At 73.5% G+C, this 26,473-nt stretch carries 20 protein-coding genes; 16 read left to right on the top strand and 4 right to left on the bottom strand.

Features of this window, described 5'->3' with window-relative positions; all coding sequences use genetic code 11:
• Window positions 1-5 precede the first annotated feature (5 nt).
• Window positions 6-770, bottom strand: a complete 765-nt coding sequence (locus IEZ04_RS06520) for an XRE family transcriptional regulator (protein WP_189215717.1) — start codon at window positions 768-770, stop codon at window positions 6-8.
• Between the two features lie 358 nt (window positions 771-1,128).
• On the opposite strand from IEZ04_RS06520, the gene mmuM reads away from it, so the two are divergent.
• The gene (gene mmuM, locus IEZ04_RS06515) at window positions 1,129-2,046 is read left to right on the top strand and encodes a homocysteine S-methyltransferase (protein WP_189215716.1); all 918 of its coding nucleotides are present in this window, start codon (window positions 1,129-1,131) and stop codon (window positions 2,044-2,046) included.
• Here the strand turns inward: mmuM and IEZ04_RS06510 are convergent, their stop codons facing one another.
• Window positions 2,047-3,768 (bottom strand): carboxylesterase/lipase family protein, encoded by a 1,722-nt coding sequence (locus IEZ04_RS06510; protein ID WP_189215715.1) that lies wholly within the window; start codon window positions 3,766-3,768, stop codon window positions 2,047-2,049.
• Between the two features lie 158 nt (window positions 3,769-3,926).
• Between IEZ04_RS06510 and IEZ04_RS06505 the strand changes: the two genes are divergently transcribed.
• Together IEZ04_RS06505 and IEZ04_RS06500 are read left to right on the top strand one after the other, a co-directional pair.
• Complete coding sequence (locus IEZ04_RS06505; protein ID WP_189215714.1) at window positions 3,927-5,111, top strand: LacI family DNA-binding transcriptional regulator; 1,185 nt, start codon at window positions 3,927-3,929, stop codon at window positions 5,109-5,111.
• 271 nt (window positions 5,112-5,382) lie between these two features.
• Window positions 5,383-5,799 carry a VOC family protein gene (locus IEZ04_RS06500; protein WP_189215713.1) on the top strand — a complete coding sequence of 139 codons (417 nt, stop codon included), beginning with the start codon at window positions 5,383-5,385 and terminating at the stop codon, window positions 5,797-5,799.
• Here the strand turns inward: IEZ04_RS06500 and IEZ04_RS06495 are convergent.
• Together IEZ04_RS06495 and IEZ04_RS06490 are read right to left on the bottom strand one after the other, a co-directional pair.
• The gene (locus IEZ04_RS06495) at window positions 5,796-6,488 is read right to left on the bottom strand and encodes a helix-turn-helix domain-containing protein (protein WP_189215712.1); all 693 of its coding nucleotides are present in this window, start codon (window positions 6,486-6,488) and stop codon (window positions 5,796-5,798) included. The genes IEZ04_RS06500 and IEZ04_RS06495 overlap by 4 nt on opposite strands.
• Before the next feature lie 464 nt (window positions 6,489-6,952).
• Complete coding sequence (locus IEZ04_RS06490) at window positions 6,953-8,113, bottom strand: YihY/virulence factor BrkB family protein (RefSeq protein WP_189215711.1); 1,161 nt, start codon at window positions 8,111-8,113, stop codon at window positions 6,953-6,955.
• Window positions 8,114-9,498: 1,385 nt separating this feature from the next.
• On the opposite strand from IEZ04_RS06490, the gene IEZ04_RS06485 reads away from it, so the two are divergent.
• The 13 genes from IEZ04_RS06485 to IEZ04_RS06430 all read left to right on the top strand — a co-directional run bounded on the left by IEZ04_RS06485 (window position 9,499) and on the right by IEZ04_RS06430 (window position 26,473).
• Window positions 9,499-11,898, top strand: a complete 2,400-nt coding sequence (locus tag IEZ04_RS06485; RefSeq protein ID WP_229820889.1) for a Pls/PosA family non-ribosomal peptide synthetase — start codon at window positions 9,499-9,501, stop codon at window positions 11,896-11,898.
• A gap of 17 nt (window positions 11,899-11,915) precedes the next feature.
• The gene (locus tag IEZ04_RS06480) at window positions 11,916-14,564 is read left to right on the top strand and encodes a non-ribosomal peptide synthetase (protein WP_189215709.1); all 2,649 of its coding nucleotides are present in this window, start codon (window positions 11,916-11,918) and stop codon (window positions 14,562-14,564) included.
• Window positions 14,565-14,617: 53 nt separating this feature from the next.
• Complete coding sequence (locus IEZ04_RS06475) at window positions 14,618-15,619, top strand: TauD/TfdA family dioxygenase (RefSeq protein ID WP_189215708.1); 1,002 nt, start codon at window positions 14,618-14,620, stop codon at window positions 15,617-15,619.
• Window positions 15,616-16,713 carry a 2,3-diaminopropionate biosynthesis protein SbnB gene (sbnB, locus tag IEZ04_RS06470; RefSeq protein ID WP_189215707.1) on the top strand — a complete coding sequence of 366 codons (1,098 nt, stop codon included), beginning with the start codon at window positions 15,616-15,618 and terminating at the stop codon, window positions 16,711-16,713. The genes IEZ04_RS06475 and sbnB overlap by 4 nt, the downstream gene beginning before the upstream one ends.
• Before the next feature lie 198 nt (window positions 16,714-16,911).
• Window positions 16,912-17,901, top strand: coding sequence for a 2,3-diaminopropionate biosynthesis protein SbnA (gene sbnA / locus IEZ04_RS06465; RefSeq protein WP_189215706.1), 990 nt, complete (start codon window positions 16,912-16,914; stop codon window positions 17,899-17,901).
• Window positions 17,902-18,103: 202 nt separating this feature from the next.
• Window positions 18,104-19,741 (top strand): acyl-CoA dehydrogenase family protein, encoded by a 1,638-nt coding sequence (locus tag IEZ04_RS06460; RefSeq protein WP_189215705.1) that lies wholly within the window; start codon window positions 18,104-18,106, stop codon window positions 19,739-19,741.
• Window positions 19,742-20,043: 302 nt separating this feature from the next.
• Window positions 20,044-21,108 (top strand): GAF domain-containing protein, encoded by a 1,065-nt coding sequence (locus IEZ04_RS06455; RefSeq protein WP_189215704.1) that lies wholly within the window; start codon window positions 20,044-20,046, stop codon window positions 21,106-21,108.
• Between the two features lie 164 nt (window positions 21,109-21,272).
• Entirely contained in the window at window positions 21,273-22,682 is a 1,410-nt protein-coding gene (locus tag IEZ04_RS06450) for a hypothetical protein (protein ID WP_189215703.1), read from the top strand.
• Between the two features lie 79 nt (window positions 22,683-22,761).
• The gene (locus IEZ04_RS06445; RefSeq protein WP_189215702.1) at window positions 22,762-23,337 is read left to right on the top strand and encodes a GNAT family N-acetyltransferase; all 576 of its coding nucleotides are present in this window, start codon (window positions 22,762-22,764) and stop codon (window positions 23,335-23,337) included.
• 150 nt (window positions 23,338-23,487) lie between these two features.
• Window positions 23,488-23,571, top strand: a complete 84-nt coding sequence (locus IEZ04_RS35930; protein ID WP_316944184.1) for a putative leader peptide — start codon at window positions 23,488-23,490, stop codon at window positions 23,569-23,571.
• A gap of 136 nt (window positions 23,572-23,707) precedes the next feature.
• Window positions 23,708-25,399 carry a nitrite/sulfite reductase gene (locus IEZ04_RS06440; protein ID WP_189215701.1) on the top strand — a complete coding sequence of 564 codons (1,692 nt, stop codon included), beginning with the start codon at window positions 23,708-23,710 and terminating at the stop codon, window positions 25,397-25,399.
• Between the two features lie 151 nt (window positions 25,400-25,550).
• On the top strand, window positions 25,551-25,730 hold the full coding sequence (locus IEZ04_RS06435; protein ID WP_189215700.1) for a hypothetical protein: 180 nt from the start codon (window positions 25,551-25,553) through the stop codon (window positions 25,728-25,730).
• Entirely contained in the window at window positions 25,727-26,473 is a 747-nt protein-coding gene (locus tag IEZ04_RS06430) for a phosphoadenylyl-sulfate reductase (protein WP_229820865.1), read from the top strand. Before IEZ04_RS06435 ends, IEZ04_RS06430 begins: the two co-directional genes overlap by 4 nt.

Below are 26,473 nucleotides of genomic sequence, written 5' to 3'. Positions count from 1 at the left end.
CTCCGTCATTCCGGCGCCTTGTCGTAGGCAGCGAGAGTGGCCTTGCCTGTATCGGCATTCATGAACGTCAGCTCCCACGGCCCGGTGTTCACGTCGAACTCCTTACCGAAACCGACCCACTTCCCGGCCATTCGCCGCCCGGTCGGCTCGATCAGCATCTGCAACGCGCCGAAGTACCGCGCACCACGGTAGTAGCCCTCGGCCGCGGTCTGCTCGGTCCATGTCCCGGTCACGATGCTGCCCTCCACCTGAAGGTCCAACGTCAACGGACTGTCGGGGACGAGCGAACCATGTGGCAGGCTGCGGCCGGTGAGCCGGTTGCCGTGCTGGAGCAGCACCACATAGTGCTTGCCGGTGAAGGCCGCGTCCCGTCCGGAGCTGAAGTACTCGTACCTGCTCAGCCAGACCCCGGAGTGGTTGCCTTTCGGGGCGGCCTGGGCCGTGGGCCGACCACCGGCCACTGGTACGCCCACCGGGCTGTCCGTCACATCGTGGCCGCCGTGGCCGTCGTCCCTCACCCGCACCTGGGGCACCGGCGCCGCGAAACCTAGAGATTCGATCGGCAGCCCCGTCACGCTCTCCAGGGCACGGGCGTACACCGGCCGGGGCGCGGCCGTCTCACCGCTCTCCCAGCGTTGCACGAGCCGCTTGTTGGCCCCGTTGGGCTGGCCCGCACGCCGTCCCGCCTCACGGACTGCATGGGCGAGGTCGTCCTGACTCATCAAGAGGCCGAGGCGGACGGCCCGGAGTGTGCTGTTCGGCGTGGTCATGTGGGGAAGTTACCCGCGTACCTCTGCGAATGACACCGAAATGACGCCCTTTACGCCGCCGGAATGACGCCGCTCTCGCCGCCGCGCAGCAGGGTCGGCGAACCCGATCATGTGTCACATGACAGCTACCAGCAGTGACCGGTTCCTCTGGCACCCCGGCCTGACCGTCGCGATCTACCGCGTCAACCCTCGGACGCTGGAACGCACGCCCGTCCGCACCACCATCCTGCCGCCCGCCGACGCCCCAGCCCTCGATCGGGGTTTCCCTCCGTGTGCATGCCCCCGCTGTGCCCGGAGGACCGATCGGCGGGGCCCCGACGCCCGGCCGACCGCTGAGCGCATGGGCTAGCGTCGCGGCATGACCGGTGCCACCCCTCCGTCCCTCGCCGACACCCTCGCCCGCCGCCCCCTCGTCCTCGACGGCGGCATGTCCAACCAGCTGGAGGCCGCGGGGCACGACCTGAGCGACGAACTCTGGTCGGCCCGCCTCCTCGCCGACCGGCCGGAGGCCGTGACCGCGGCCCACCTCGCGTACTTCGAGGCGGGTGCGGACGTGGCGATCACCGCGAGCTACCAGGCGACGTTCGAGGGATTCGCCCGGCGCGGGATCGGGCGGGAGGAGGTGGCCGGGCTGCTGGGGCTGAGTGTCGGGGTGGCGCGTGAGGCGGCCCGGCGGGCCGGTGGCGGGCGGCGGCCGCTGTGGGTGGCCACGTCCGTCGGGCCGTACGGGGCGATGCTCGCCGACGGGTCCGAGTACCGGGGGCGCTACGGGCTCACCGTGGCCGAGCTGGAGCGGTTCCACCGGCCGCGTCTCGAGGTGCTGGCCGCTGCCGGGCCCGACGTCCTCGCGCTGGAGACCGTGCCGGACGCCGTCGAGGCCGAGGCGCTGCTCCGGGCGGTGCGTGGACTCGGTGTGCCCGCGTGGCTGTCGTACACGGTCTCCGGCGACCGCACGCGCGCGGGACAGCCGCTGGAGGAGGCCTTCGCCCTGGCCGCCGACGCGGACGAGGTGATCGCGGTGGGCGTGAACTGCTGCGACCCGCGCGACGTGGACGCCGCGGTCGCGACGGCGGCGCGGGTGACAGGCAGGCCGGTCGTGGTCTACCCCAACAGCGGTGAGAGCTGGGACGCGGACGCGCGCGCGTGGACCGGCCCCGCCACCTTCACCGCCGAGCGGGTGGCGGGGTGGGTGCGGGCCGGGGCCCGGCTGGTCGGCGGGTGCTGCCGGGTGGGGCCGGCGGCGGTAGCGGAGATCGCCGGGGTTCTGCGGTCCTGATCATGGACGGCGGACATCACCGGTGCCGGGGCGGCGGAGGCGCCGTACGGCCGACAGCGGTGCCGGGCCCCGCCTGAGCCGAACGGGTGTACGGGGGTCCGGTGACCGCGGTGCACCGCCCGGCCCGTCCGGGACGAGGGCCCCGGCCGGGACGGACCGCGCCGCCCTGCGCGCCTCGGCCTCCCAGAGCGCGAGTTCGCGGTCGTACGGGCCGTGGACGTTCCCGGGCGGCCCGGCGGCCGGGTCGTCGAAGATCCGTACCGGGTGGGTGGCGTCCCAGGCCGGCCAGCCCGGGTCACCGGTCTCCGCGAACCGCACCCACGCCGCGTGCATGACCTTCGCGAGCTCGTGCGGGGCCCCCTCGCCGGCGAGCGACACCGACGCCGGGGTGTCCCCGGTGTCGAAGACGAAGCCCAGCTCCAGGGCGTGGCAGGCGCCGAGGCCGGGCACGCGGGACGGCCAGGCGAACTCGTAGACGTAGGTGGGGGCGGCGCGGCCCACGCGCGCGTCGGCGAGGCGGAGCAGCGGGACGCGCAACAGGTGGTCGGTGACCAGCCGGCCGACGAGTTCGGCGGGGCTCGCGTCCGGGTGGAGCTCGCGGTAGCCGCGGAGGACCTCATGGCCGCAGCGGCAGCGGGCGCGGGCCGCGGCGAGGGCGACCGCGCCCAGCCGGTCGAGGTGGTCCACCAGTCCGCTGGGGGCCAGCCACAGCCGGTGCTCCTCGCTGGTCCAGCCGAGGAGCAGGTCGACGTCGCGGGCGGGGCCGCCGCCGTTCGCGGCGTTCGGAACGTCCTGGGTGTCCTGGGCATCCGGGGTGTTCGGGGCACCCTCCAGCAGCGCCTCCAGCGGGTCGCGCGGCACCACGTCGCCGTCGACCACGATGCCGAAGGCGGGGCCGCCGAGCACCGGGCTGCTGCGTCTGCCGACCTCGGCCTGCGCCGCGGCCAGGGCGTCCCGGCCGACGTCCGCGAAGGCGGCGGCGGTCGCCGGGACTCGGAGCCGGGCCGCCATCCGGCGCACCATGCGCCGCACCTTGTCCCGGTCGGTGGCCTGCGGCGGCCCGCTCTGCAGCACGGCCCGCCGGAAGAGCCCCCGGGCCTGCGGGGCCGCCAGCAGCGCGCCGACGCTCATGGCGCCCGCGGACTGCCCGAAGACGGTCACCCGGTCCGGGTCGCCGCCGAACTCCGCGACCGCCTCGCGCACCCACGCGAGCGCGGCCAGCTGGTCGCGCAGGCCCGCGTTGGGCGGGGCGTCGGGGAAGAGCCCGAAGCCCTCCACGCCGAGGCGGTAGTTGACCGAGACGAGCACGATCCCGTCGCGGGCGAAGGCGCGGCCGTCGTACACCGGCACGGCCGAGGAGCCGCGGGTGAGCGCTCCGCCGTGGATCCACACCATCACCGGCAGCCGGGCGCCCCGGCCCGGCTCGGGCGTCCACACGTTCAGGTTGAGGCAGTCGTCGCCCGGCACCACCGGGTCGTACAGGAGCCGGGCGTACACCTCCGAGTACGGCGGTTTCGGCGGCGTCGGGCCGAACGCGCCCGCGTCCCGCACCCCCTGCCAGGGCTCGGGCGGCACGGGCGGCCGGAACCTGCGGGGGCCGAAGGGCGGCGCCGCGTAGGGGACGCCGCGGAAGACCGCGACGCCGTCCTCGTACCTGCCGCGTACGTCCCCGTACGGTGTCCTGACCACGGGCCCGGTCCGGTCCGCCCTCGTCTCCGTCATCGCCCACCAGCTCCTCGCGCCCGTGAACAGTCGTTCCGTTCCGAGCATCGCACCGGCCGCGGGCCGCTTCCCGACGTCTTCCCGCCGCCCGATGGCCCACCTAGGGTAGGAAGCGCTTTCTATCCAGGCCCCGCGGCGGGCCGGAGAGGTGGTCTTCGATGGTCCGTTCCGGGAGCGGCGGCACGGTGCGTACCGGTCACGCGGCCCGTGCGGGTGGCGCGCCGCCCGCGCAGGGTGTGCCGCGCGGGAGCGGGGCGTCCCGCCCGGGCGGTGCCGCCGTCCGCGCGGGAGCCGACGGCACCGGAGCCGGCGGCACGACGGCCGGGCCGACGCTGGCCGTGGTGGCGCGTGAGGCGGGGGTGTCCGTACCGACCGCCTCCAAGGTGGTCAACGGGCGCCAGGATGTGGCGCCCGAGACCCGGCAGCGGGTGACCGAGGCGCTCCAGCGGCTCGGCTACGTCCGCCGGCCCCGGGTCGAGACGGCGCGGGCGCCCGGGCTGATCGACCTGGTCGTGCACTCGCTGGAGAGCTCCTGGTCGGGGGCGGTCCTGCGCGGGGTGGAGGAGGCGGCGCACGACGCCGGCCTGGAGGTGGTCGTCTCCCCCGGGCTGGCCCGGCCCCGGGGCGGACGCCCCGAGCGCGGCTGGATGGACAAGCTCACCGCGCGCGGGTCGTCCGGGGTGCTGTTCAACCTCACCGAGCTGACCCCCGCCCAGTACGCCTGGCTGGACCGGCGCCGCATCCCCTACGTGCTGATCGACCCCGTGGTGGAGCCGCCGCCGGGCGTGGTGTCGGTGGGCGCCGCGAACTGGCAGGGCGGGGTCACGGCCACCGAGCACCTGCTGGGGCTGGGGCACGAGCGGATCGCGTGCGTCGCCGGGCTCCGGCGCAGCATGTGCGGCGGCGCGCGGGTCGCGGGGTACCGCTCGGCGCTCGCCTCCGCCGGGATCCGGCACCGCCCCGAGTACGTCCGCCACGGCGACTTCGACGAGACCACCGCGTACCGCCGCACGGTGGAACTCCTCGCCCTGCCCGAGCCGCCCACCGCCGTCTTCGTCTGCTCGGACACGATGGCGCTCGGGGTGTACCGGGCGCTGGCCGAGCGGGGGCTGCGGGTGCCGGACGACGTGAGCGTGGTCGGCTTCGACGACCTGCCCGAGGCCCGCTGGGCCGCTCCCCCACTCACGACGGTGCGGCAGCCGCTGTCGGAGATGGCCGCGGCGTCGCTGCGGCTGCTGGTGCGGATGATGGCGGGCGAGCGCCCGGAGGGGACGCGTACGGAGCTGTCCACGCGGCTGGTGCCGCGGGCCAGCACGGCGCGGCGGGGGCGCTCCGCGGGGTGAGTCGTTCGCGGGGTGCTTCGTCTGCGGGTTCGTTGTGGCTGGTCGCGCAGTTCCCCGCGCCCCTTCGGGCGCGCCCCCTGACCGGTGTCCGATTCCTTCAAGACCGCCGTCCGGCGCCGTTCCTCCGCGGGGTGAGTCGTTCGCGGGGTGCTTCGTCTGCGGGTTCGATGTGGCTGGTCGCGCAGTTCCCCGCGCCCCTTCGGGCGCGCCCCCTGACCGGTGTCCGATTCCTTCAAGACCGCCGTCCGGCGCCGTTCCTACGCTGGCACGCATGACTCCACGATTCGACGCGATCGGCATGGTCGTCTCCGACATGGCCGCCTCGGTCGCCTTCTACCGCCGCCTCGGGTTCGCCTTCCCCGAGGGTTCCGAGAGTGCGCCCCATGCGGAGGCCGTGCTGCCGGGAGGTGTGCGGCTGTTGCTCGACACCGAGGAGACGGTGCGCTCCTTCCACCCCGCGTGGCGGCCGCGGTCCGGGGGCCGGACCTCGCTAGCGCTGCTGTGCGGGGACCCGGCGGAGGTGGACGCGGTGTACGCGGACCTGGTGGGCGCCGGGTACCGCGGTGAGCTGAAGCCGTGGGACGCGGTGTGGGGGCAGCGGTACGCGGTCGTGCTGGACCCGGACGGCAACGGCGTGGACCTGTTCGCCCGGTCGGTCCCGGAAGGAACGAAAGGGCGCGAGGGCTAGCCGGCGAGCAGGTCCCGGAGCGGCAGCCCGGCCAGCGCGCGTACGTCGCGCGCGAGATGGGCCTGGTCCGCGAAACCGGTGCGGTGCGCCGTCTCGGCGAGGGGCACCCCGGCGCGGGCCAGGGCGAGCGCCCGCCGGAACCGGAGGATGCGGGCCAGCGTCTTGGGGCCGTACCCGAACGCGACGAGTGAGCGGCGGTGCAGCCGGCGGGCGCCGATGCCGAGTTCGTCGGCGGTCGCGGCGACCGGGCGGCCCGCGTCGAGCGCGGCCACGATCCCGCGCAGGAGCGGGTCGGGGGCGTCGCGGGCGGCCGCCCGGCGCAGGGCGAGCTCCTCCAGTCCGAGGGCCGGGGTGGCCGCGGCGTTCACGCGCGCGGTGAGGCGCCGCACCTCCGCGGCGGGCCAGAGGTCGGCGAGGCCGACGCGCTGATCGCGCAGTACGTGCGCGGGGACGCCGAGCAGCGCGGGCGCGGTGCCCGGGAAGAAGCGGATGCCGGCCCAGCTCCCGGACGCCTCGCCGGGGGCGTGCGCGCGGGTGTCGGGGCCCGCGACGAACAGCCGGCCCTCGTGCCACAGCAGATCCATGCAGCCGTCGGGCAGCACCAGGTGGGCACCGGGCGCCGACGGCCCGCCGGGGGTCTTCGTCCACACCACCGCGCCCGCCTGCCGGGACGCCCACTCCTCGTACACGGCTGCCAGGCTACGCGACGCCGTCGCGGTACTCCGGCGGCCCGGGCCGCCGTCCCATGGACACGCACGCCCGGATTCGGGCCGTCCGCCGAGGTCCGCCCGCGCGGCCCGGCCGTCGGCCGGTCCCCTGACAGGGACGACGGGGAGCACGCCGGGCACGTGGGCGGTGAGCCGTGGACGGGGGCGACCGGGCGAGGCGGGCGGGTCTCCGTACGGTGCGGCGACGGCGTGCGGTGCGTCACGAGACGGCATGGGCCATCCCCCGGCCGCCCCCTCGACCGGCGCCCCGGCGGGGCAAGACGGCATTCCCGTGCGGCGGGCGGCGGCCCGTACGGCTCTGGCGGGCGGCCCGTACGGCTCTCGGCGGGCGGCGAGGGCCGGATCCCGCGGGCGGCGAGGGCCGGATCCCGCGGGCGGCGGGACGCCGCGGTGTCGCGGTCTGCCGGGCGGTGGCAGGTGCCGCCTCACTCGTCCGCCGGTCCCTCGCCCCCCTGCTTGGGCGACGTCTTCGCGTGGGTGCGCAGGCGTGCGGTGACGTCCTCGGGCGGGAGGAAGCGGGACCAGCGCTCGGGGAACTCCGAGGGCATGTCCGGGTCGTCGGGGTCGTCGGCGTCGCCGGGGTCGGCGGCGCGGGCGGCCGCGGCGCGGGCGATGTACTCGGCGGCGATCTCCTCCCGCAGGCGCTCGTTGGCGGCGCGGGCGGCGGCGGTCGCGGCGGCCGGCCAGACCCGGTCGATGGCCGCGTTGACGGCGGCGCCGACCAGCACCGCGAAGGCGGACACCCCGATCCACAGCAGGACGGCGACGGCCGCGCCGAGCGAGCCGTAGATCGTCGCCCCCTCGATGGTGCTGGTGATGTAGATGCGCAGCAGGAAGCTGCCGAGCACCCACATGCCGAGGGCCACCAGGGCGCCCGGGACGTCCTCCACCCAGGGCGAGCGCACGGGCACGGACACGTGGTACAGCGTCGTCAGGAAGACGATCGACAGGACGATCACGACCGGCCAGTACAGGACCTGCACGAGGGTCGCCGACCACGGCACGACGCTCACCACCGCGTCCGGGCCCACGACCATCAGGGGCAGCGCCACCGAGCCGATCAGCAGCGCCACGATGAAGAGGAGGAAGGCCAGAAGGCGGGTCTTGACGATGCCGCGGACGCCGTCGAGGCCGTACATCACGGTGATCGTGTCGATGAAGACGTTCACCGCGCGGGAGCCCGACCAGACCGCGAAGAGGAAGCCGACGGAGATGACGTCGGGTCTGCCGCTCTTCGTGACGTCGTCCAGGATCGGCTGGGCGATCTCCTGCACGCCGCGGTCGGACAGCACCGTGCGGGATGCCTCGATGAGGTTGTTCTCCAGGCCGGAGATGGTGTCGGCGCCGGTCCAGCCGTCCACGTAGTAGAGCAGGCCGATCATGCTGACGAGCAGCGGCGGCACGGACATCAGCGTGAAGAACGCCGCCTCCGCGGCGAGGCCGAGGATGCGGTACTCGATGCACGAGTTCACCGTGTCCTTGAGCAGCAGCCAGGCGGTCCTGCGCTTGGAGACGTTCCGGTAGAGGGCGCGGGCCCGGTGGAGACGGCCGGAGGGGCTCTCGGAGAACTTTCTTGCTGGCTGCACGCCTCTTACGGTATCCGCCGCGACGGGCGGCACTCACCTCGCGGTACGGCTGCCGGACCTTCCGCGGGTGCGGATTGCCGGGCCTGTTCCGGTACGGGCACCGCGGCGCCGGGCGGTACGGGTGACGTGGCCGTCCGGTACGGATGCCGCAGCGTCCGGCGGTACGGGTGGCGTGGGCGTCGGCCACCTGTCGCGGGAGCGCCCGACGGTACGGGTGACGCATCCGTCCCGCGCCGGTTCCCCCGTGACCGGCGCCGACGCCACGGTCAAGCGGAGGCCGGCCGTGCCCGCGTCCCGGTGGCGGACCGCTCGCTTCCCACGGGTCGCGCCGTACGGCAGAAATACAAAGGCAACCCACGGGAAACCGGCGGCGATTAATTGAATTCGATTCTGTCATGACCGCGCTGGCCGAAAAGGGTGGGCCGCCAAGCGGAACGGCCGATGACGCTTGTTCCTGCCGAAGGGGAAGTTCCCCGTTGAAGCACATGCGGGGGCTGCGCCGAAGACCTCGGAGAAGATCGGAAGTGGCACAGGAAAGCGTCAATTGCCCGAACTCCCTTGACCTGTTCACTATTAGACCGAAAGAATCCGAATTGCATTCCACTGCGGACACCCGCCAGGGGGGAGGGGCGCCGCACCACGGGGGATCGTGAGGATACCTGACCAAGTGTCCGAGCTGCAGCGTTGCCCGTGACCCGCCGGAACACCGGGCGGATCACCCCCGTCTCGCTCCGCGCCGACCCACACGGCTGTCCGGTTCCACTTTTCCACACGCCGACTGGACAATCGCGCTCGACATGTCACTACGCGCCACGCCGCTCACCCCCGGGCGTATTCCAACGATGAACCGCCCCGGAGATATCCATGCTTTCACTCGCACCACGCGCTTCTCTTTCCTGTCCCACCCCGCATGTCGCCGTCCGTGTCAGGCATTGCCTGCCCGGTGCGGCATGACCTGTCACAGCCCCTGACAGAACCTGCGGATGCCCCGGGTACCGGCACACGCCATGAACCGGACGAAGGGGCGCGGCCGCATGCCCGGGAACGGGCGGCGGACACGGAAGCGGACGGCCGGTGCCCCAGCCTGCCGCGTCACGGACGGGCCTCGTCACGATTGCCTCAATCCGAACCAATCCGGACGGGCTCGGGCGCCGAACACCCAACACACGTCGCTACGAAACATCGCACAAGGAGTTCATGTGCTGCGAAACAGCGGTGAGGCCACGACGGCCGCTCCGCCCGACCTCCCGGCCGCGCAGGTTCCGAGCGCGGACACCGACACCCCGGCCACCCGCCCGGACACCGCCGCGCGGGTCGCGCCCGCGGACGCCACGGACACGCCCGCGCCGCTCACGCGCGCGGACACCGAACGGGTCCTCGCCGAGGTGCTGGCCACGGTCGTGCGCGTCGACCATGTACCGGTCGACAGCCACTTCTTCGACGATCTCGGCGCCAACTCGCTGGTGCTGGCCCACTTCTGCGCGAAGATCCGGAAGCGGTCCGATCTGCCGTCGGTCTCGATGAAGGACGTCTACGGCCATCCGACGGTCCGCTCCCTGGCGGCCGCCCTGACCGAGGCCCCCGAACCGGGGCCCGAGCGGACGCCCGTGCAGGCCGAGCCGGTGGCGTCCGGCAGCTCGTTCCGCCACGCGCTGTGCGGGACACTGCAGCTGCTCGTCTTCGTCGGGTACTGCCTGTTCGGCGCGGTCGCCCTGACGCGAGGGTACGAATGGGTGGCCGCCGGCCCGTCGGCCACCCAGGTCTATCTGCGCGCGGCGTTCTTCGGCGGGACCCTCGTCGTCGTCCTGACCGTGCTGCCGGTCGCCGCCAAGTGGCTGCTGATCGGCCGCGCCCGGCCGACCGAGTTCCCGGTCTGGTCCATGGCGTACCTGCGGTTCTGGACCGTCCGGGCGCTGCTGCACACCAGCCCCGCGATGCTCCTCGTCGGCAACCCGCTGTACGTGGTCTACCTGCGCGCGCTCGGCGCCCGCATCGGCAAGAACGTCACGATCCTGAGCCGTTCGGTGCCCGTCGCCGCGGACCTGCTCACGATCGGCGAGGGCACGATCGTCCGCAAGGACTCGCTGCTGCAGTGCTACCACGCCCACGCCGGGCGCCTGCGCACCGGCCCGGTCACCCTCGGGCGGGACGTGTTCGTGGGCGAGCGGACCGTGCTGGACATCGACACCTCGATGGGTGACGGGTCCCAGCTCGGCCACTCCTCCGCGCTGCGCCCCGGCGAGTCGGTGCCGGCCCGGGAGAGCTGGCACGGTTCCCCGGCCGAACGCACCCCGATCGACCACGTACGGGTGGCCCCGACGCCGTGCGGCACGTTCCGCCGGTCCGGCTACGCCCTCGCCTCGCTGCTCCAGGTGTTCCTGCTGTGGGTGCCGCTGGCCGTCGGCGGGCTGTACCTGCTGTTCGCGGTGGCGCCCGGCCTGGAGGCGCTCGTCAACCCGCGGTTCCGGGACATCGGCTCGCTGCGCTTCTACGTCGAGGCGCTGGTCCTGTCCGTGGTGCTGTTCCTGCTCGCCACCGTCACCGGAGCGATCACGGTGCTCGCGGTGCCACGCCTGCTGAACCGGATGATCGAGCCGGACAAGGTGTATCCGCTGTACGGCTTCCACTACGGGCTGCACCGCACGATCACCCGCCTGACCAACATCAGGTTCTACAAGTGGCTCTTCGGCGACAGCTCCTACATCGTGTACTACCTGAAGGCCCTCGGGTACGACCTGTCCCGCGTGCGACAGACCGGCTCCAACTTCGGTACCGAGCTGGCGCACGAGACGCCGTTCCTGTCCTCGGTCGGCAGCGGCACGATGATCGCGGACGGGCTCTCGCTCATGAACGCGGAGTACTCGGCCACGTCCTTCAAGGTCACCCGGACCTCGATCGGCGCGAACAACTTCCTCGGCAACGCCATCGCCTACCCGGCCGGGGGCCGGACCGGCGACAACTGCCTGCTGGCGACGAAGGTGCTGGTCCCCCTGGACGGCGAGGTCCGTGAGGGGGTCGGACTGCTCGGCTCACCGGCGTTCGAGATCCCCCGGTCGGTCGAGCGCGACAGCCGCTTCGACCACCTGCGCGAGGGCGCGGAGTTCGAGCGCCGGCTGCGCGCGAAGAATCGATACAACCTGAAGTCGATGGGGATGCACCTGTGCCTCAGGTGGCTCTGCGGCTTCGTGCTGACGGTGCTCGGCTTCGCGGCCGTCGACCTGTACTGGACCGGCACCGCGAAGCTCACCGTGGTCACCGCCTCCATGGTGCTGGGCCTGGTGTTCACCGTCGTGTACTTCGCGCTCGTGGAGCGCTGCATCCTGCACTTCCGCCCGCTCCAGCCGGAGCTCTTCTCCATCTACGACGAGCGCTTCTGGCACATCGAGCGCCTGTGGAAGGTGCCCGACCTGCACCTGGAGATACTGAACGGCACCCCGTACAAGGTCTGGGCCTGGCGGCTGATGGGCGCGAGGTTCGGCAAGCGGGTCCTCGACGACGGCGCCTACCTGACCGAGCGGACGCTCTCCACGGTCGGGGACGACTGCACCCTCAACGCCGGCAGCAGGCTGCAGGCGCATTCCCAGGAGGACGGCACCTTCAAGTCGGACCACGTCAGGCTCGGCGACGGGGTGACCCTGGGGGTCGGCTCGCTGGTCCACTACGGCGTGACCATGGGCGACGGGGCGGAGCTCGCCGCCGACTCCTTCCTGCTGAAGGGCGAGCAAGTACCGCCGCGCGCGCGGTGGGGCGGCAACCCGGCCTCGGAGGACCGGGGACGACGGTGAAACGGGGGAACGGACCGATGGATGTGACGAACGCGAGGAAGCGGCGGGCCGACGACGCCCGTGAGTACTGGCGCGGGGTGCTGACCGGCGGCGGGCGGACGGCGGTCCCCCGCTGGACACCGGCCCCGGCGGCCGGGACGGGCGAGGTCGACGTGGCGCTGCCCGACGGGTTCCTGGCGGCGGTGCGGGCGCTGGCGCTGCCGCTGGACTCCGTGCTGCTCGCCGCGCACGCGCGCGTGCTGGCCGTCCTGTCCGGTGAGCGGGAGATCACCACGGGCTGGGTGGCCGTCGCGGGCGGCCGTCCGCTGCCCTGCCGGCTCACCACCGGCGCGGGCCCGTGGCACGACCTGCTGCGGCACGCACGGCAGGTCATGGCGGACGTACGGGCTTACGCGGACTGTTCCGTGGACGGCCTGGACGGACTGCGGGAGGAACTCGGGCTGACCGAGCCGCCGTTCGAGACCGTGCTCGACGCCACCGGCGGCGACGACGCCCTCGACGGGGGCGTCGTGCTGCGGGTGGGCGTGCTGCGGCAGGGCGACCGCATCGGACTGCGGGTGCGGTACCGCACCGACGTGCTCGGCGGGGAGGCCGCGGCCCGGATCGCCGGCTACCACGCCGTCGCGCTGACCTCGCTGGCCCTCGACCCGGACGCCGACTACGGGCGGCAGTCCCTGCTCACCGCCGACGAGGTCCGCCGTCAGGTCGACGGTCTCGCGGGACCCCGCCGGGAGCTGCCGGACCGGCGCGTCCACGAACTGTTCGAGGAGCGGGTACGGGCCCACCCGGACGCGGTCGCCGCCGAGTGCGGCGCGGAGCGGTGGACGTACCGGGAGCTCAACTCCCGCGCCAACCGGATCGCCCGGGCCCTGCTGGCGCGCGGCCTGGAGCGCGAGGGCGTCGTCGCCGTGGTGACCGAGCGGAACCTGGACTGGACGGCCGCCGTGCTCGGCGTGCTGAAGGCCGGCGGCGTCTACCTGCCCGTCGAGCCGCACTTCCCCGCCGGGCGCATCGCGAAGACGCTGTCCCGCGCGGAGTGCGCGCTGGTGGTGACCGAGGAGGGCAGCACGACCACGCTCGACGCGGCGCTGGACAGGCTGCCCGGTGTGGGACGCGTCCTCGTCACCGCGGCCTACGCGGAGGGCCACGCCGACAGCGACCCGGGGGTGGCCGTCGCCGCGGACCAGCTCGCGTACATCTACTTCACCTCCGGCTCCACGGGAGAGCCGAAGGGGGCGATGTGCGAGCACGCCGGGATGCTCAACCACCTCCTCGCCAAGATCGAGGACTTGGGCATCGAGGAGGGGTCCGTGGTCGCCCAGACCGCGCCCCAGTGCTTCGACATCTCGCTGTGGCAGCTGGTGTCCGCGCTGCTGGTCGGCGGGCGGACGCTGCTGGTGGAACAGGAGGTGATCCTCGACGTCGGCCGGTACGTCGACCGGATCGCCTCCGGCCGGGTGAACGTGCTGCAGGCCGTGCCCTCGTACCTGGAGGCCGTCCTCACCCACCTGGAGCACGACCCGCGCGCGCTGCCCGACCTGCGGTGCGTGTCGGTCACCGGGGAGGCGCTGAAGAAGGAGCTGACCGAGCGCTGGTTCGCCGCGTTCCCGGCCGTTCCGCTGGCCAACGCCTACGGGCTGACCGAGACCTCGGACGACACCAACCACGAGGTGATGCGCCGGCCGCCGGACGGGGACCGGGTGCCGCTCGGCCGCGCGGTGCGCAACGTGCGCGTGTACGTCGTCGACGAGCACCTGGGCCTGGTGCCGCTGGGCGCCCCCGGCGAGATCGTGTTCTCCGGGGTGTGTGTCGGCCGGGGCTACGTCAACGACCCCGAGCGGACCCGGCGCGCCTTCGGGGACGACCCGTACCGGCCGGGCGAGCGGCTGTACCGCAGCGGCGACCAGGGGCGCTGGCGGCCCGACGGCAAGCTGGAGTTCCTGGGCCGCAAGGACACCCAGGTGAAGGTGCGCGGCTTCCGCATCGAGATGGGTGAGGTGGAGAACGCGCTGCTCAGGGTCGCGGGCGTGCGCGACGGCGCCGTGGTCGTGGCCCGGGGCGAGCACCTGGTCGCCTTCTACAGCGGGCGGAAGCCGCTGGACGCCGAGGTGCTGCGGCGGACGCTGGCCGCGTCGCTGCCCGTGTACATGGTGCCGACGGTCGTCCACTGGCGCGAGCACCTGCCGCTCACCGCGAACGGCAAGATCGACGTCAAGCGGCTGACCGCGCTGGCCGAGGAGCTGGAGGCCGCCGGCGACGGCTCCCCCGCGCCCGCGCCGGGCACGCCGACCGAGGAGCGGCTGGCGGCCGCGTGGGCCGAGGTCCTGGGCGTCCCGCAGGCCCGGGTCGGCCGCCGGGACCACTTCTTCGACCGCGGCGGCACCTCGCTGTCGGCGGTGAAGCTGGCGATCGCCCTGGACCGGGCGGTGTCCCCGAAGGACGTCACCCAGCACCCGGTCCTCGCCGACCTCGCCGACCTGATCGACACCAGGACCGGCACGGCGGGCACGGGAACACCGGCCGGGACGGTCACGACAGCGGGCACCACCGCCCCGGCCGCGACCGGCGGCACCACCGCACCCGTCACGCCACACCGGACCGCCACGCCGGCCGGCACCGCCCCGCCGCCCGGGGCCGGTCTGCCGGCCGAGGCGCCCAGCGCGTGAGCCGCCCCCGCACCGACCGCATCACCAGAACTACCGAAAGGACCATCACGACCATGTCGTCCTCGACTTCCCTGCTCCGCGACGACGTCGTCCTGAGCGAGGGCAGGCCACCGCTCCTCGACGTCGCCGCCGGCGACGCCCGGGAGTGGACCACCCGGCACCGGGACGCGCTGCGCGCCGTCGTCGCCGAACACGGGGCGGTGCTCGTCCGCGGGCTCGGCCTGCGGGACCGGGCGCAGACCGGCGCCGTCTTCCAGCGGGTGGCCGACGGCCTGATGGCGGAGAAGGAGGCGTTCGCGCCGCGGGAGGCGTACGCCGACGGCGTGCACTCCTCCACCGCCTGGCCGGCCAACCAGCAGATGTGCATGCACCACGAGCTGAGCTACACGCTGGAGTTTCCCGGCCTGATGCTCTTCGCCTGCCTCACCGCGCCCACCGGGGGCGGGGTCACGGGCACCGCCGACGCGGAGGCCGTCCTCGCGGCGCTGCCCGCCGAGCTGACGGAGCGCTTCGAGCGGGAGGGCTGGCTGCTCACCCGCAGCTACAACGACGAGATCGGCGCCACCCTCGAGGAGGCGTTCGGCACGGACGACCGGGGCGCCATCGAGGCGTACTGCCGGGTGCACGCCATCGAGTACGCCTGGCAGGACGACGGCTCCCTGCACACCCGCCAGCGCCGCAGCGCCGTGGTCCGCCACCCGGTGACGGGCCGCCGCTGCTGGTTCAACCAGGTCGCGTTCCTCAACCAGTGGACCCTGGAGGAGGAGGTCCGCGACTACCTGGTCGACGTGTACGGGGAGGACGGCCTGCCGTTCAACACCCGCTACGGCAACGGCGACCCGATCGGCCCGGACGTCGTCGAGACGATCAACGAGGTCTACACGGCCCACACCCGCCGCGAGCCGTGGCAGGCGGGCGATCTCCTGCTCGTCGACAACATCCGTACGGCGCACAGCCGGGAGCCCTTCCAGGGGGATCGCGAGATCCTCGTGGGCCTGGCCGACCCGGTGCGGTTCTCCGACGTCTCCGCGACCCTGGAAGGGAACACCCGATGAGCCCGGCGCACCCGCAGCCCCCGCAGCAGCCGCAGGGCGACCCGGCGGCGACGCCCGCGAGCGACGGAGCGCCGTCCTTCGCCGTGATCACCGGTGCCCAGGTGCAGCAGGTCCTGACGGGCCGCGAGCGCGAGGTCGTGGACCTGGTGGAGTCGGTGTACCGGCTGCACGGCGCGGGCGAGACGGTCAACCCGCCGTCGTACTTCCTGCGCTTCCCGGACCGCCCCTCGTCCCGCATCATCGCGCTGCCCGCCTCCCTCGGCGGCGGCCACCGGGTCGACGGGCTGAAGTGGGTGTCCAGTTTCCCGGACAACATCAGGTCCGGTCTGCCCCGCGCCTCGGCCGTGCTGATCCTCAACGACCCGGCCACCGGCTATCCGTTCGCCTGCCTGGAGGCGTCGGTGATCAGCGCCGCCAGGACGGCCGCGTCGGCGGCGCTGGCGGCCCACCGGCTCGGGGACGCCCGCGAGGGGCGCGGGAAGCCGGGCCGGGTGGTCTTCGTCGGTACGGGTCTGATCGCCCGGTACATCCACACGTACCTGGCGGCGACGGGCTGGCCGTTCGAGGAGATCGGGGTGCACGACCTGATCGCCGAGAGCGCCGCCGGGTTCACGGACTACCTCCGGCGGTCGGGCACCGACGCCCCGGTCACCGTGCACGAGGACGCCGAGCAGGCGATCCGCGCGGGCGACCTGGTCGTCTTCGCCACGGTCGCGGGCACCCCGCACGTGCACGACCCGAAGTGGTTCGCCCACGACCCGCTGGTGCTGCACGTCTCGCTGCGCGACCTGGCGCCGGAGATCCTGCTCGGCGCGGCGAACTTCGTCGACGACGTGGAGCACTGCCTGAAGGCGGACACCTCGCCGCACCTGGCCGAGAAGCTCACCGGCGGCCGGGACTTCCTGACGGGAACCCTGGAGGACGTGCTCTCCGGCAGGACCGGCGTGCCGTCGGACCGGCCGGTGATCTTCTCGCCGTTCGGCCTCGGCGTCCTGGACCTGGCGGTGGGGGCCCATGTCCACGAGGCCGTGACCCGGGCCGGTGAACTGCACGTGGTGGACGGCTTCTTCAACGAGCTGAGCCGCCACGGCTGACCGGCCGAACCGACACCACCCGCACTACCCGCACCAGCCGTAACACTCGTAACACCCGCACCGTTCGCACACACGCGCCCGACCAGCACGTATGTGCCTCACGTACCCGAAATATACACAGAAAACAGAGAAAGAAGACCTAAGTCACTACCACACGCCAATTGCACCAACATGGCAAGCGTGAACCAGGGGGAAGCAGTGCCAGTCATCTCCGCACCCACGGACTTCAACGAGGAAGAGCTGTACGTCGACCTGCGACCGGTCGTCGGACACTCCCTGTACCTGAAGTGCGAGGGCTTCAACTTCGCGGGCTCGATCAAGGTCAAGGCCGCGCTGGAAATGGTGAAGGCCGCCGAACGGGACGGGATCCTCACGCCGGGATCCGTTCTGGTCGAGTCCTCGTCCGGGAATCTGGGCGTGGCACTCAGCATGATCGCGGCGAGCAGGGGTTACCGGTTCCTGTGCGTGACCGACGCCCGCTGCAACCCGCAGACACGCCGGCTGATGGAGGCGCTGGGCACCGACGTCCACGTCATCACCGAGCCGGCGACCCACGGGGGTTTCCTGGGCGCCCGCCTCGCGTACCTCCGTGCGCTGTGCGCCTCCGACGACCGTTACGTCTGGCTCGACCAGTACACCAACTCGGGCAACTGGCGGGCGCACTACCGCAACACGGCACCGGCCATCGCCCGGCAGTTCCCGCACCTGGACGTCCTGTTCGTGGGCGTGGGCACCTCCGGGACCCTGATGGGGTGCGCGCGCTGGTTCTGGGAGCACCGGCGCGGCGTGCGCATCGTGGCCGTGGACAGTGAGGGCTCCGTGTCGTTCGGCGGGGCTCCGGGCCGCCGGATGATCCCGGGTCTCGGCATGAGCGTCACCCCGCCGCTGCTCGACGAGTCCTGGGTGGACGACCTCGTACGGGTCGAGGAGGCGGACACCGTGCGCGCCTGCCGCCGGCTGGCCCGCCGCGGGTTCCTGTTCGGCGGCTCCACCGGCACGGTGGTCAGCGGCGCCTCCGACTGGCTGGCCCGCAACGGGAGCGACGACCTGACGGCGGTGGCCATCGCCCCGGACCTGGGCGAGCGCTACCTGGACACCGTGTACCGCGACGGCTGGGTGAGCGACACCTACGGCGCCGACGTCCTGGAGACCACCGGGGAGCTGCCGCTGATCTCACGCTCGGCCTGACCGCGCCCGCGCGTACGGCCCGGACCACGACACGCCCGGCCCGGTCTCCGGCCGGTCCGGAGCGCGCCTCCCGACGACCCGCGGCACCCCGGTGGCCCGACGGCACACCGGGGTGCCGCGGCGTGCCCGTGCGCCGCCACGCCGGGACGGCGCCCGCCGTCCACCGGGTGAGCCTCCCCGTACCGGCGGGTACGTTCCGCACATGGCAGCGAGCACCCATGAAGTGAGCAACCAGCCCCCGCCACTCGGGGGCCACGACGTCTTCTCCACCGACCGGGCACTGGCCGAGGCGGTCGAGCGGCACCTCGCCCCCGGACTCGTCGACGAGGTGCGTGCGGAACTGTCGGCGTTCGGCCGCACGGCGGGCTCCGACCAGGTGCGGGAGTGGGGGCGGCTGGCGAACGAGAACCCGCCGGTCCTGCGGACGCACGACCGCTACGGGAACCGGATCGACGAGGTGGAGTTCCACCCCTCCTGGCACCGGCTGCTCGGCAAGGGCGTCTCCCAGGGCCTCACGGCGGCCTGGACCCGGCCCGGCGGCCATGTGCGGCGCGCGGCCGCGTTCGTCGTCTGGACGCAGGTCGAGGCGGGCAACGGCTGCCCGCTGTCGATGACCCACGCCGCGGTGCCCGCGCTGCGCGCCGACCCGGACCTCGCGGCCGAGTGGGAGCCGCGCCTGACGTCCATGGTCTACGACTGGGACATGCGGCCCGCCGCCCGGAAGGCCGGCGCGGTCTTCGGCATGGGGATGACGGAGAAGCAGGGCGGCAGCGACGTCCGGGCGAACACCACGGCGGCACGGCCGCTCGCCGAGGACGGGACGTACGAGCTGACGGGCCACAAGTGGTTCTGCTCGGCGCCGATGTCGGACGGCTTCCTGGTGCTGGCGCAGGCACCGGGAGGCCTGACGTGCTTCCTGGTGCCCCGGGTGCTGGCGGACGGCACCCGCAACGTGTTCCGCATCCAGCGGCTCAAGGACAAGCTGGGCAACCGGTCCAACGCCTCCGCCGAGGTCGAGTTCGACGGGACGTGGGCGCGCCGGGTCGGCGACGAGGGCCGCGGGGTGCGCACGATCATCGGCATGGTGGCCGCCACCCGCGTGGACTGTGTGCTGGGTGCCGCGGCGCTGATGCGGCAGGCGGTGGCGGAGGCGGTCCACCACTGCACCTACCGGGAGGCCTTCGGCGGGAAGCTGGTCGACAAGCCGCTGATGCGCAACGTCCTCGCGGACCTGGCGCTGGAGTCGGAGGCGGCGACCGCGCTCGGCATGCGGCTGGCGGCGGCGTACGACGACGGCTCGGAGAGCGAGCGCGCGTTCCTGCGGATCGCCGTGCCCGCCGCGAAGTACTGGGTGACCAAGCGCTGTACGCCGGTGGTGACCGAGGCCCTGGAGTGCCTGGGCGGCAACGGGTACGTGGAGGAGTCCGGGATGCCCCGGCTGCTGCGCGAGTCGCCGCTCAACTCGATCTGGGAGGGCGCCGGGAACGTACAGGCGCTCGACGTGCTGCGGGCGCTCCGGCGCGAGCCGCAGGCGCTGAACGCCTTCCTCCGGGAGGTCGGACTGGCCCGGGGCGCCGACCACCGGCTGGACGGCGCCATCAAGAACCTGCTGACCGAACTCGCCGACCTGGACGGTGTCGAGGCCCGCGCACGCCGGCTCGTGGAGCGCATGGCACTGGTGCTCCAGGGGTCGCTCCTCGTCCGGTACGCGCCCCCGGAGGTCGCCGACGCGTTCTGCGGTTCCCGGCTCGGCGGTGACTGGGGCACGGCCTTCGGCACCCTGCCGCACACCCTGGACCTCGCCTCGGTGGTGGCCCGGGCACGGCCGGTGGTGGACTGACGGCACCGTACGGGGTGGTGCCGCGCCGACACGGCACCACCCCGTCAATCGGCCCTCGGCCGAAGCGCGCCGCCCTCGCGGACGGCGTGCGACAAGTCTCGGTACGCGGACGGCTGTTCGCCAGGGTTGCGGGGGGTTGCAACGCGGCGGCCCGCCGTCGGCTCCCCGTGCCCGGACCGGCTCCCTCCGGGTCCGATCGGCGGCACACTATGAGGTCTGCCGTCGACGCGCGCGTGGGCCGGCCGTGGCCCGGAGACGGCCCGGAGACGGCCCGGAGATGACAGGCGACCCGGGAGGAACGAGTGCCGCACCCGCCGTCGGACGTCACGCGGCACCCCGGGGCCGGCCCCGGCCACGGCCCGCACGGCGGCCCGCTCAGCCGTGAGGAGGTCGAACGGCGCCGGCGGACCTCACGGCTGCGGCACGTCCTGCCGGTGCTGCACGAGGGACTGCTGCCGTTCACCGACTCGGGCCGGCACGTCGTCACGGTCGCGGACGCGGAGGGCCGGGTGCTGTGGCGCGAGGGCGGCGCCGCCGTGCTGCGCAGGGCGGACGGGTACGGCCTCGCCGTCGGCGTGGACCGGCGCGGGACGGCGGTGCGCACCTGGGCGTGCGCCGGCGCCCCCATCACCGACCCGCGCGACGGCCGGCTGCTCGGCACGGTCGACGTCAGCGGTCCGCCCGCGGCGCACCACCCGGCCACCCTCGCCCTCGTCGGCTCGGTGGCCAAGCTCGCCGAGGCCCGGCTGCGGGATCTGCACCTGGCCTCGCTGGAACGGCTGCGCGCGGTCGCCGCCCCGGTGCTGGCGCGGATCGGGGAACGGGCGGTGGCCGTGGACGAGAACGGCTGGACGGCCGCGGTGACGGGCATGCCGTACACCAGACGCGTCGTCCTGCCGAGGGCGCTCTCCCCCGGCCGCGGCCGGCTGCCGGACCTCGGCGTCTGCTCGGTGGAACCGCTGCCCGGCGGCTGGCTGGTACGGCCCTGCGCCGAGCCGCCGCCCGGTTCCGGCACCGCCCGCCTCGTCCTGGACCTGACGCACCCGCACCGCTGGACGGTCACCGCCTCGGGCGGCGCGTGCCGCTGGACCCACCGGATCGGCGCCCGGCACGCGGAGCTGCTGTACCTGCTGGCCCGGCACCGCGCAGGCCACAGCGCCTCCGCACTGGCCGCCGCGCTGTACGGCGACCCCGCCCGCACGGTCACGGTCCGCGCCGAGATGTCCCGGATGCGGCGCCTCCTCGGGGCGTATCTGGAGCACCGCCCGTACCGCTTCGCGGAGGGCGTGGAGGTGGAGATCCTGCTGCCGGAGGACGGGCCGGAGCCGTTCCCCCGCGCAGCGGCGCCGGGCGTGCATACCCGGTGAACACCCGTGATCACCGGGTGTGGGTACTCGTCGCATTTATGCGGTTCCCCGATCGGGCACCCGGTTCTCTGAAGTAGCATCCCTCCCGAACGACCCCACCTGCTTCTCCGTCAACGTCCGGATGCGTCGAAGCAGTTGACCGGCTGTGATCGGAGGTTGGTTGTATGCAGCACCGCGGCAGACACCGACGACGCAGACGAGGGCGCGCGCTGCGCGCGGGGCTGGCGGGCACGGCGCTCGCGCTGACCGCCGCCGCCACCCTGATCAGCACCTCGCAGGCCGCCGGCGATGACACGCCCGGGGCGCTCACCCCGCTGACCTCGGCCGCCGAGATGGACCGGTTCCAGCTGCACGAGAGCCTGGCCCGCGAGACGACGCTCGACTCCCTGACCGACGCGATGGGCGGCCCCGCCGGCGTCCACGAGGTGCTGCGGAGCGCCGACCGCCCGATGCGGAACGAGGAGGACTGCTCCGACACCGAGCGGGCCGCGCTCCCCCTCGAACCCACCGCGACGCGCGCGTACTGCTGGGACACCGACGACGCGGCGACCCGGGAGTGGCTCCCGCGGTCCGTCACCACCTCCGGCGACGCCACCGCGGACGGCACGTGGGGCGGCGACCGCGTCATCCTGGCCGGCTGGACGCACACCGACGGCGCCGCGGGCGGGCCGGCGGACGGGGGTTTCGCCCGGGTCGCGTTCATCGACGCGAGCGACCCGGAGCACCTGAGGTACCAGTGGGTCCTCCTCGTCGCCCCGCGCGAGGGCGGCACGGACTTCGCCCCGGTGCGCTCCCGGGCCGGCGGCATGGTCTGGTACCGGGACAAGCTGATCGTCACGGCGCACGACGGCGCCGCCTCCGACGACGACACCCTGTACGTCTTCGACCTGGACCGCATCCTGCGGGCCGGCGTGTCCGGCGACGCGGTCGGCCGGGTGGACGGCGGCTGGTCGGCCCACCGCCACCGCTACGTGATGCCGGCGGTCGGCTCGTACACCGCGACGGCCGGCACCTGCACCGCCGCGCACGACGGCGCACCGCCCTGCTTCGCCTCCCTCTCGCTGGACCGCACCTCCTCCCCGCACAGCCTGGTGGCCACCTCGTCGAGCACCGGCGACGGCGCCCCGGCCCGCGTCTGGCGCTACCCCTTCAGCACCTCGTCCGACCGCACCGGGCTGCTCGGCGCCGACCCCTTCGGCTTCGTCGGCGCGGAGGAGGCGTACGAGACGGAGGCGACCGGAGTCCGGGGCGTGCTGTCCCACCGGCACGGCGCGGCGGGCGGGGCCGACTGGTACGTCGGGCACACCCCCGAGGGCCAGGGCCGGCGCGGCACGCTGTGGCGGCAGGACGAGGACGGCGCGGCGGCGGCCGAGTGCACCGCCGACGGGTCCCGCGCCTGCTGGGGCCGGAGCGCCGAGTCGCTGTCGTACTGGCCGCAGACCGGCGAGCTGTGGACGCTGACCGAGCGGGCGGCGGACCCGGGCGACCCGGAGAGCGGGGAGGCGTCGGACGCCGCCCCCGAGCGGGTGCTGTACGCGGTGCCGCTGGCGTCGGTGGACGAGTCGCTGGACTGAGGCGGCGCCGGCCCCGGCAGCCCCCGGCCGGGCGGACCCGCCCTGGTCACCGCATGGACCTCATGATTCTCTGGCCACCATGGCCACGATCACCGTCACCACCTGGTCCCTGGAGCAGACGTCCCCGGCGGACCTGCTGCCCGCCGGGCCTCCCGCGGGGGACGTCCGCGTCCTCCGGTCCGAGGTCCCCTCACCCGAGTTCAGCCGGTTCCTGTACGCCTCCGTCGGCGGTGACGTCCGCTGGACCGACCGGCTGCCGTGGACGTACGCGCGCTGGCGGGAGCACCTCGGCCGGCCCGGTGTGGAGACCTGGGTGGCGTACGACCGCGGCACGCCCGCCGGCTACGTCGAGCTGGCGGCGCGGGACGAGGGCGTGGTGGAGATCGTGTACTTCGGGCTGCTGCCGGCCTTCCGCGGGCGCGGCATCGGCGGGCATCTGCTGTCGTACGGGACCGCGCGGGCCTGGGACCTGGCCGGGCGGTGGCCCGGGCTCGCCCCCACCGAGCGGGTGTGGCTGCACACGTGCAGCAAGGACGGCGAGCACGCGATGGCGAACTACCTGCGGCGCGGCTTCAGGCTCTTCGACACGAGCACCGCGGAGGAGCCGGAGACCGGGACCCCGGGACCCTGGCCCGGTGCGCTGCCCGACGCCTGAGCACGGGTCACCGCGGCTGCCGGCCGGGCACGGCCTCCCGCGCTCGTCCCGCACATGACACACATCACACCGTCTCGCCATACGGGACAGACTTGTCCGTGATTCGGACAAAGGTGGACTGGGTCCAAAAAGCCGTGCCACGCTTCCGCCATGTCCGGAACTGGAATTGCCTTGGTGAGTCGGCGACACGTCGATCTCTGCCGCATGTCCAGCGCCATCTGTCCGGCGAGCTGAGCAGACCCAGCACCGCCGCACTTCCCTCCCCGCCTCGCCCGCGCCGACGCCGCGCACTCTCGGCACGCATGTCGTGACGCACCCGCGCGCGCAGGTCGGAGCCGCATCCCCGCCTGTCCCGAAGGACGTATCCACCATGGCCGCCACCCCGCAGAACTCCGCCGCGCCCCGCCGCAAGGTGAGCCGTCACCGTGGCGAGGGCCAGTGGGCCGTTGGTCACCACACGCCCCTCAACGGCAACGAGCAGTTCAAGAAGGACGACGACGGTCTCAATGTGCGGACACGCATTGAGACGATCTACTCCAAACGCGGCTTCGACTCCATCGACCCCAACGACCTGCGCGGCCGTATGCGCTGGTGGGGCCTGTACACGCAGCGCAAGCCCGGTATCGACGGCGGCAAGACGGCGGTCCTCGCGCCGGAGGAGCTGGACGACCGGTACTTCATGATGCGGGTGCGCATCGACGGCGGCCGGCTGACCGTCGCCCAGCTGCGCGCCATCGGCGAGGTCTCCGAGACGTACGCGCGCGGCACCGCCGACATCACCGACCGGCAGAACATCCAGCTGCACTGGGTGCGCATCGAGGACGTGCCGGCGATCTGGGAGAAGCTGGAGGCCGTCGGGCTGTCCACGACCGAGGCGTGCGGGGACTGCCCGCGCGTCATCATCGGCTCCCCCGTCGCGGGCATCGCCGCGGACGAGATCATCGACGGCACCCCGGCCGTGGACGAGATCCACGAGCGCTACATCGGCAGCAAGGAGTTCTCCAACCTGCCGCGCAAGTTCAAGACGGCCGTCTCCGGCTCCCCCGTGCAGGACGTCGTCCACGAGATCAACGACGTGGCGTTCGTCGGCGTGGTCCACCCCGAGCACGGCCCCGGCTTCGACCTCTGGGTCGGCGGCGGCCTGTCCACCAACCCCAAGCTGGCCCAGCGGCTGGGCACCTGGGTGCCGCTGGACGAGGTCGCGGACGTCTGGGCCGGCGTCGTCGGCATCTTCCGCGACTACGGCTACCGGCGGCTGCGCAACCGGGCCCGGCTGAAGTTCCTGATGGCCGACTGGGGCCCGGAGAAGTTCCGGCAGGTGCTGGAGGACGAGTACCTGAAGCGGAAGATGGTCGACGGTCCGGCGCCCGACGAGCCGGTCTCCCGGTGGCGCGACCACATCGGCGTCCACCAGCAGCGCGACGGCCGCTACTACGTGGGCTTCGCCCCGCGCGTCGGCCGTGTCGACGGCGCCACCCTGACCAGGATCGCCGATCTGGCCGCCGCGCACGGCTCCGACCGGCTCAACACCACGGTCGAGCAGAAGATGATCATTCTCGACGTGGAGCGGGACCGGATCGACTCGCTGGTGGCCGGGCTCGAGGCACTGGACTTCCAGGTGAACCCGTCGCCGTTCCGCCGCGGCACCATCGCCTGCACCGGCATCGAGTTCTGCAAGCTCGCCATCGTCGAGACCAAGGCGCGCGGCGCCTCCCTCATCGACGAACTCGAGCGCCGCATGCCGGACTTCGACGAGCCGCTCACCATCAACATCAACGGCTGCCCGAACGCCTGCGCCCGCATCCAGACCGCCGACATCGGCCTCAAGGGCCAGCTCGTCCTGGACGACGACGGCAACCACGTCGAGGGCTACCAGGTGCACCTGGGCGGCGCACTCGGCCTCCAGGCCGGCTTCGGCCGCAAGGTACGCGGCCTGAAGGTGACCTCGGCGGAACTGCCGGACTACATCGAGCGCGTCCTGAAGCGGTTCGAGAAGGAACGCGAGCCCGGCGAACGCTTCGCGACGTGGGCCACGCGGGCCTCCGAGGAGGCGTTGTCGTGAGCCGGGCGAGTGAGCCGAAGGGGCGCGCCTCCGTCGAGAGGGAGGCCGCGCGCAGGCCGCGAGGAACGAGTGGCCGAGCACGGCCGACCGTCGACGGAGGCACCGGCGCCCCGGAGGCGAACCGAGCCACGGAAGAAGGGGAGGCGTTGTCGTGAGCGAGCGCGCCGCGCCCTTCCACTGCCCCTACTGCGGTGACGAGGACCTGCGTCCGAGCGAGCAGGCCGCGCACGGCACCTGGGAATGCCACGCGTGCAACCGCGCCTTCCAGTTGAAGTATCTCGGGCTGCTGTCCCGGGGCGTTCGACGAGCCGACAGCGGAGGGGACATATGACCGTCAAGGTGGATCCCGACACGACCTCACCGGGGGCGGCCGGCCCCGAGGAGGCCCGGCGCGCCGAGCTCAGGGCGCTCGCCGAGCAGGCCGGCCGCGACCTGGAGGACGCCCCGGCCCTGGACGTCCTCAAGTGGGCCGCCGACACCTTCGGCAGGCGCTTCTGCGTGACCTCCTCCATGGAGGACGCGGTCGTCGCCCACCTCGCCTCCCGCGCGATGCCCGGCGTCGACGTCGTCTTCCTCGACACCGGCTACCACTTCGAGGAGACCATCGGCACCCGCGACGCGGTCGAGGCGGTGATGGACGTCAACGTCATCACGCTGACGCCCCGTCAGACGGTGGCCGAGCAGGACGCCGAGTACGGCCCGAGGCTGCACGACCGGAACCCCGACCTGTGCTGCGCCCTGCGCAAGGTGAAGCCGCTGGAGGAGGGGCTCGCCCGCTTCGACGCCTGGGCGACCGGCCTGCGCCGCGACGAGTCCCCGACCCGGGCGGACACCCCGGTCGTCGGCTGGGACGAGAAGCGCCGGAAGGTGAAGGTCTCCCCGATCGCCCGCTGGACCCAGGACGACGTGGACGCCTACGTCGCCGAGCACGGAGTGCTCACCAACCCGCTGCTCATGGACGGCTACGCCTCCGTGGGCTGCGCCCCCTGCACCCGCCGGGTCCTCGAGGGCGAGGACGCGCGCGCCGGCCGCTGGGCGGGCCGCGCCAAGACCGAGTGCGGACTGCACGGCTGA

The sequence above is a fragment of the Streptomyces ruber genome (genome assembly GCF_014648075.1).
GTDB classification, from domain to species: domain Bacteria; phylum Actinomycetota; class Actinomycetes; order Streptomycetales; family Streptomycetaceae; genus Streptomyces; species Streptomyces ruber.
This window is presented reverse-complemented; position numbering and strand designations above follow the sequence as displayed.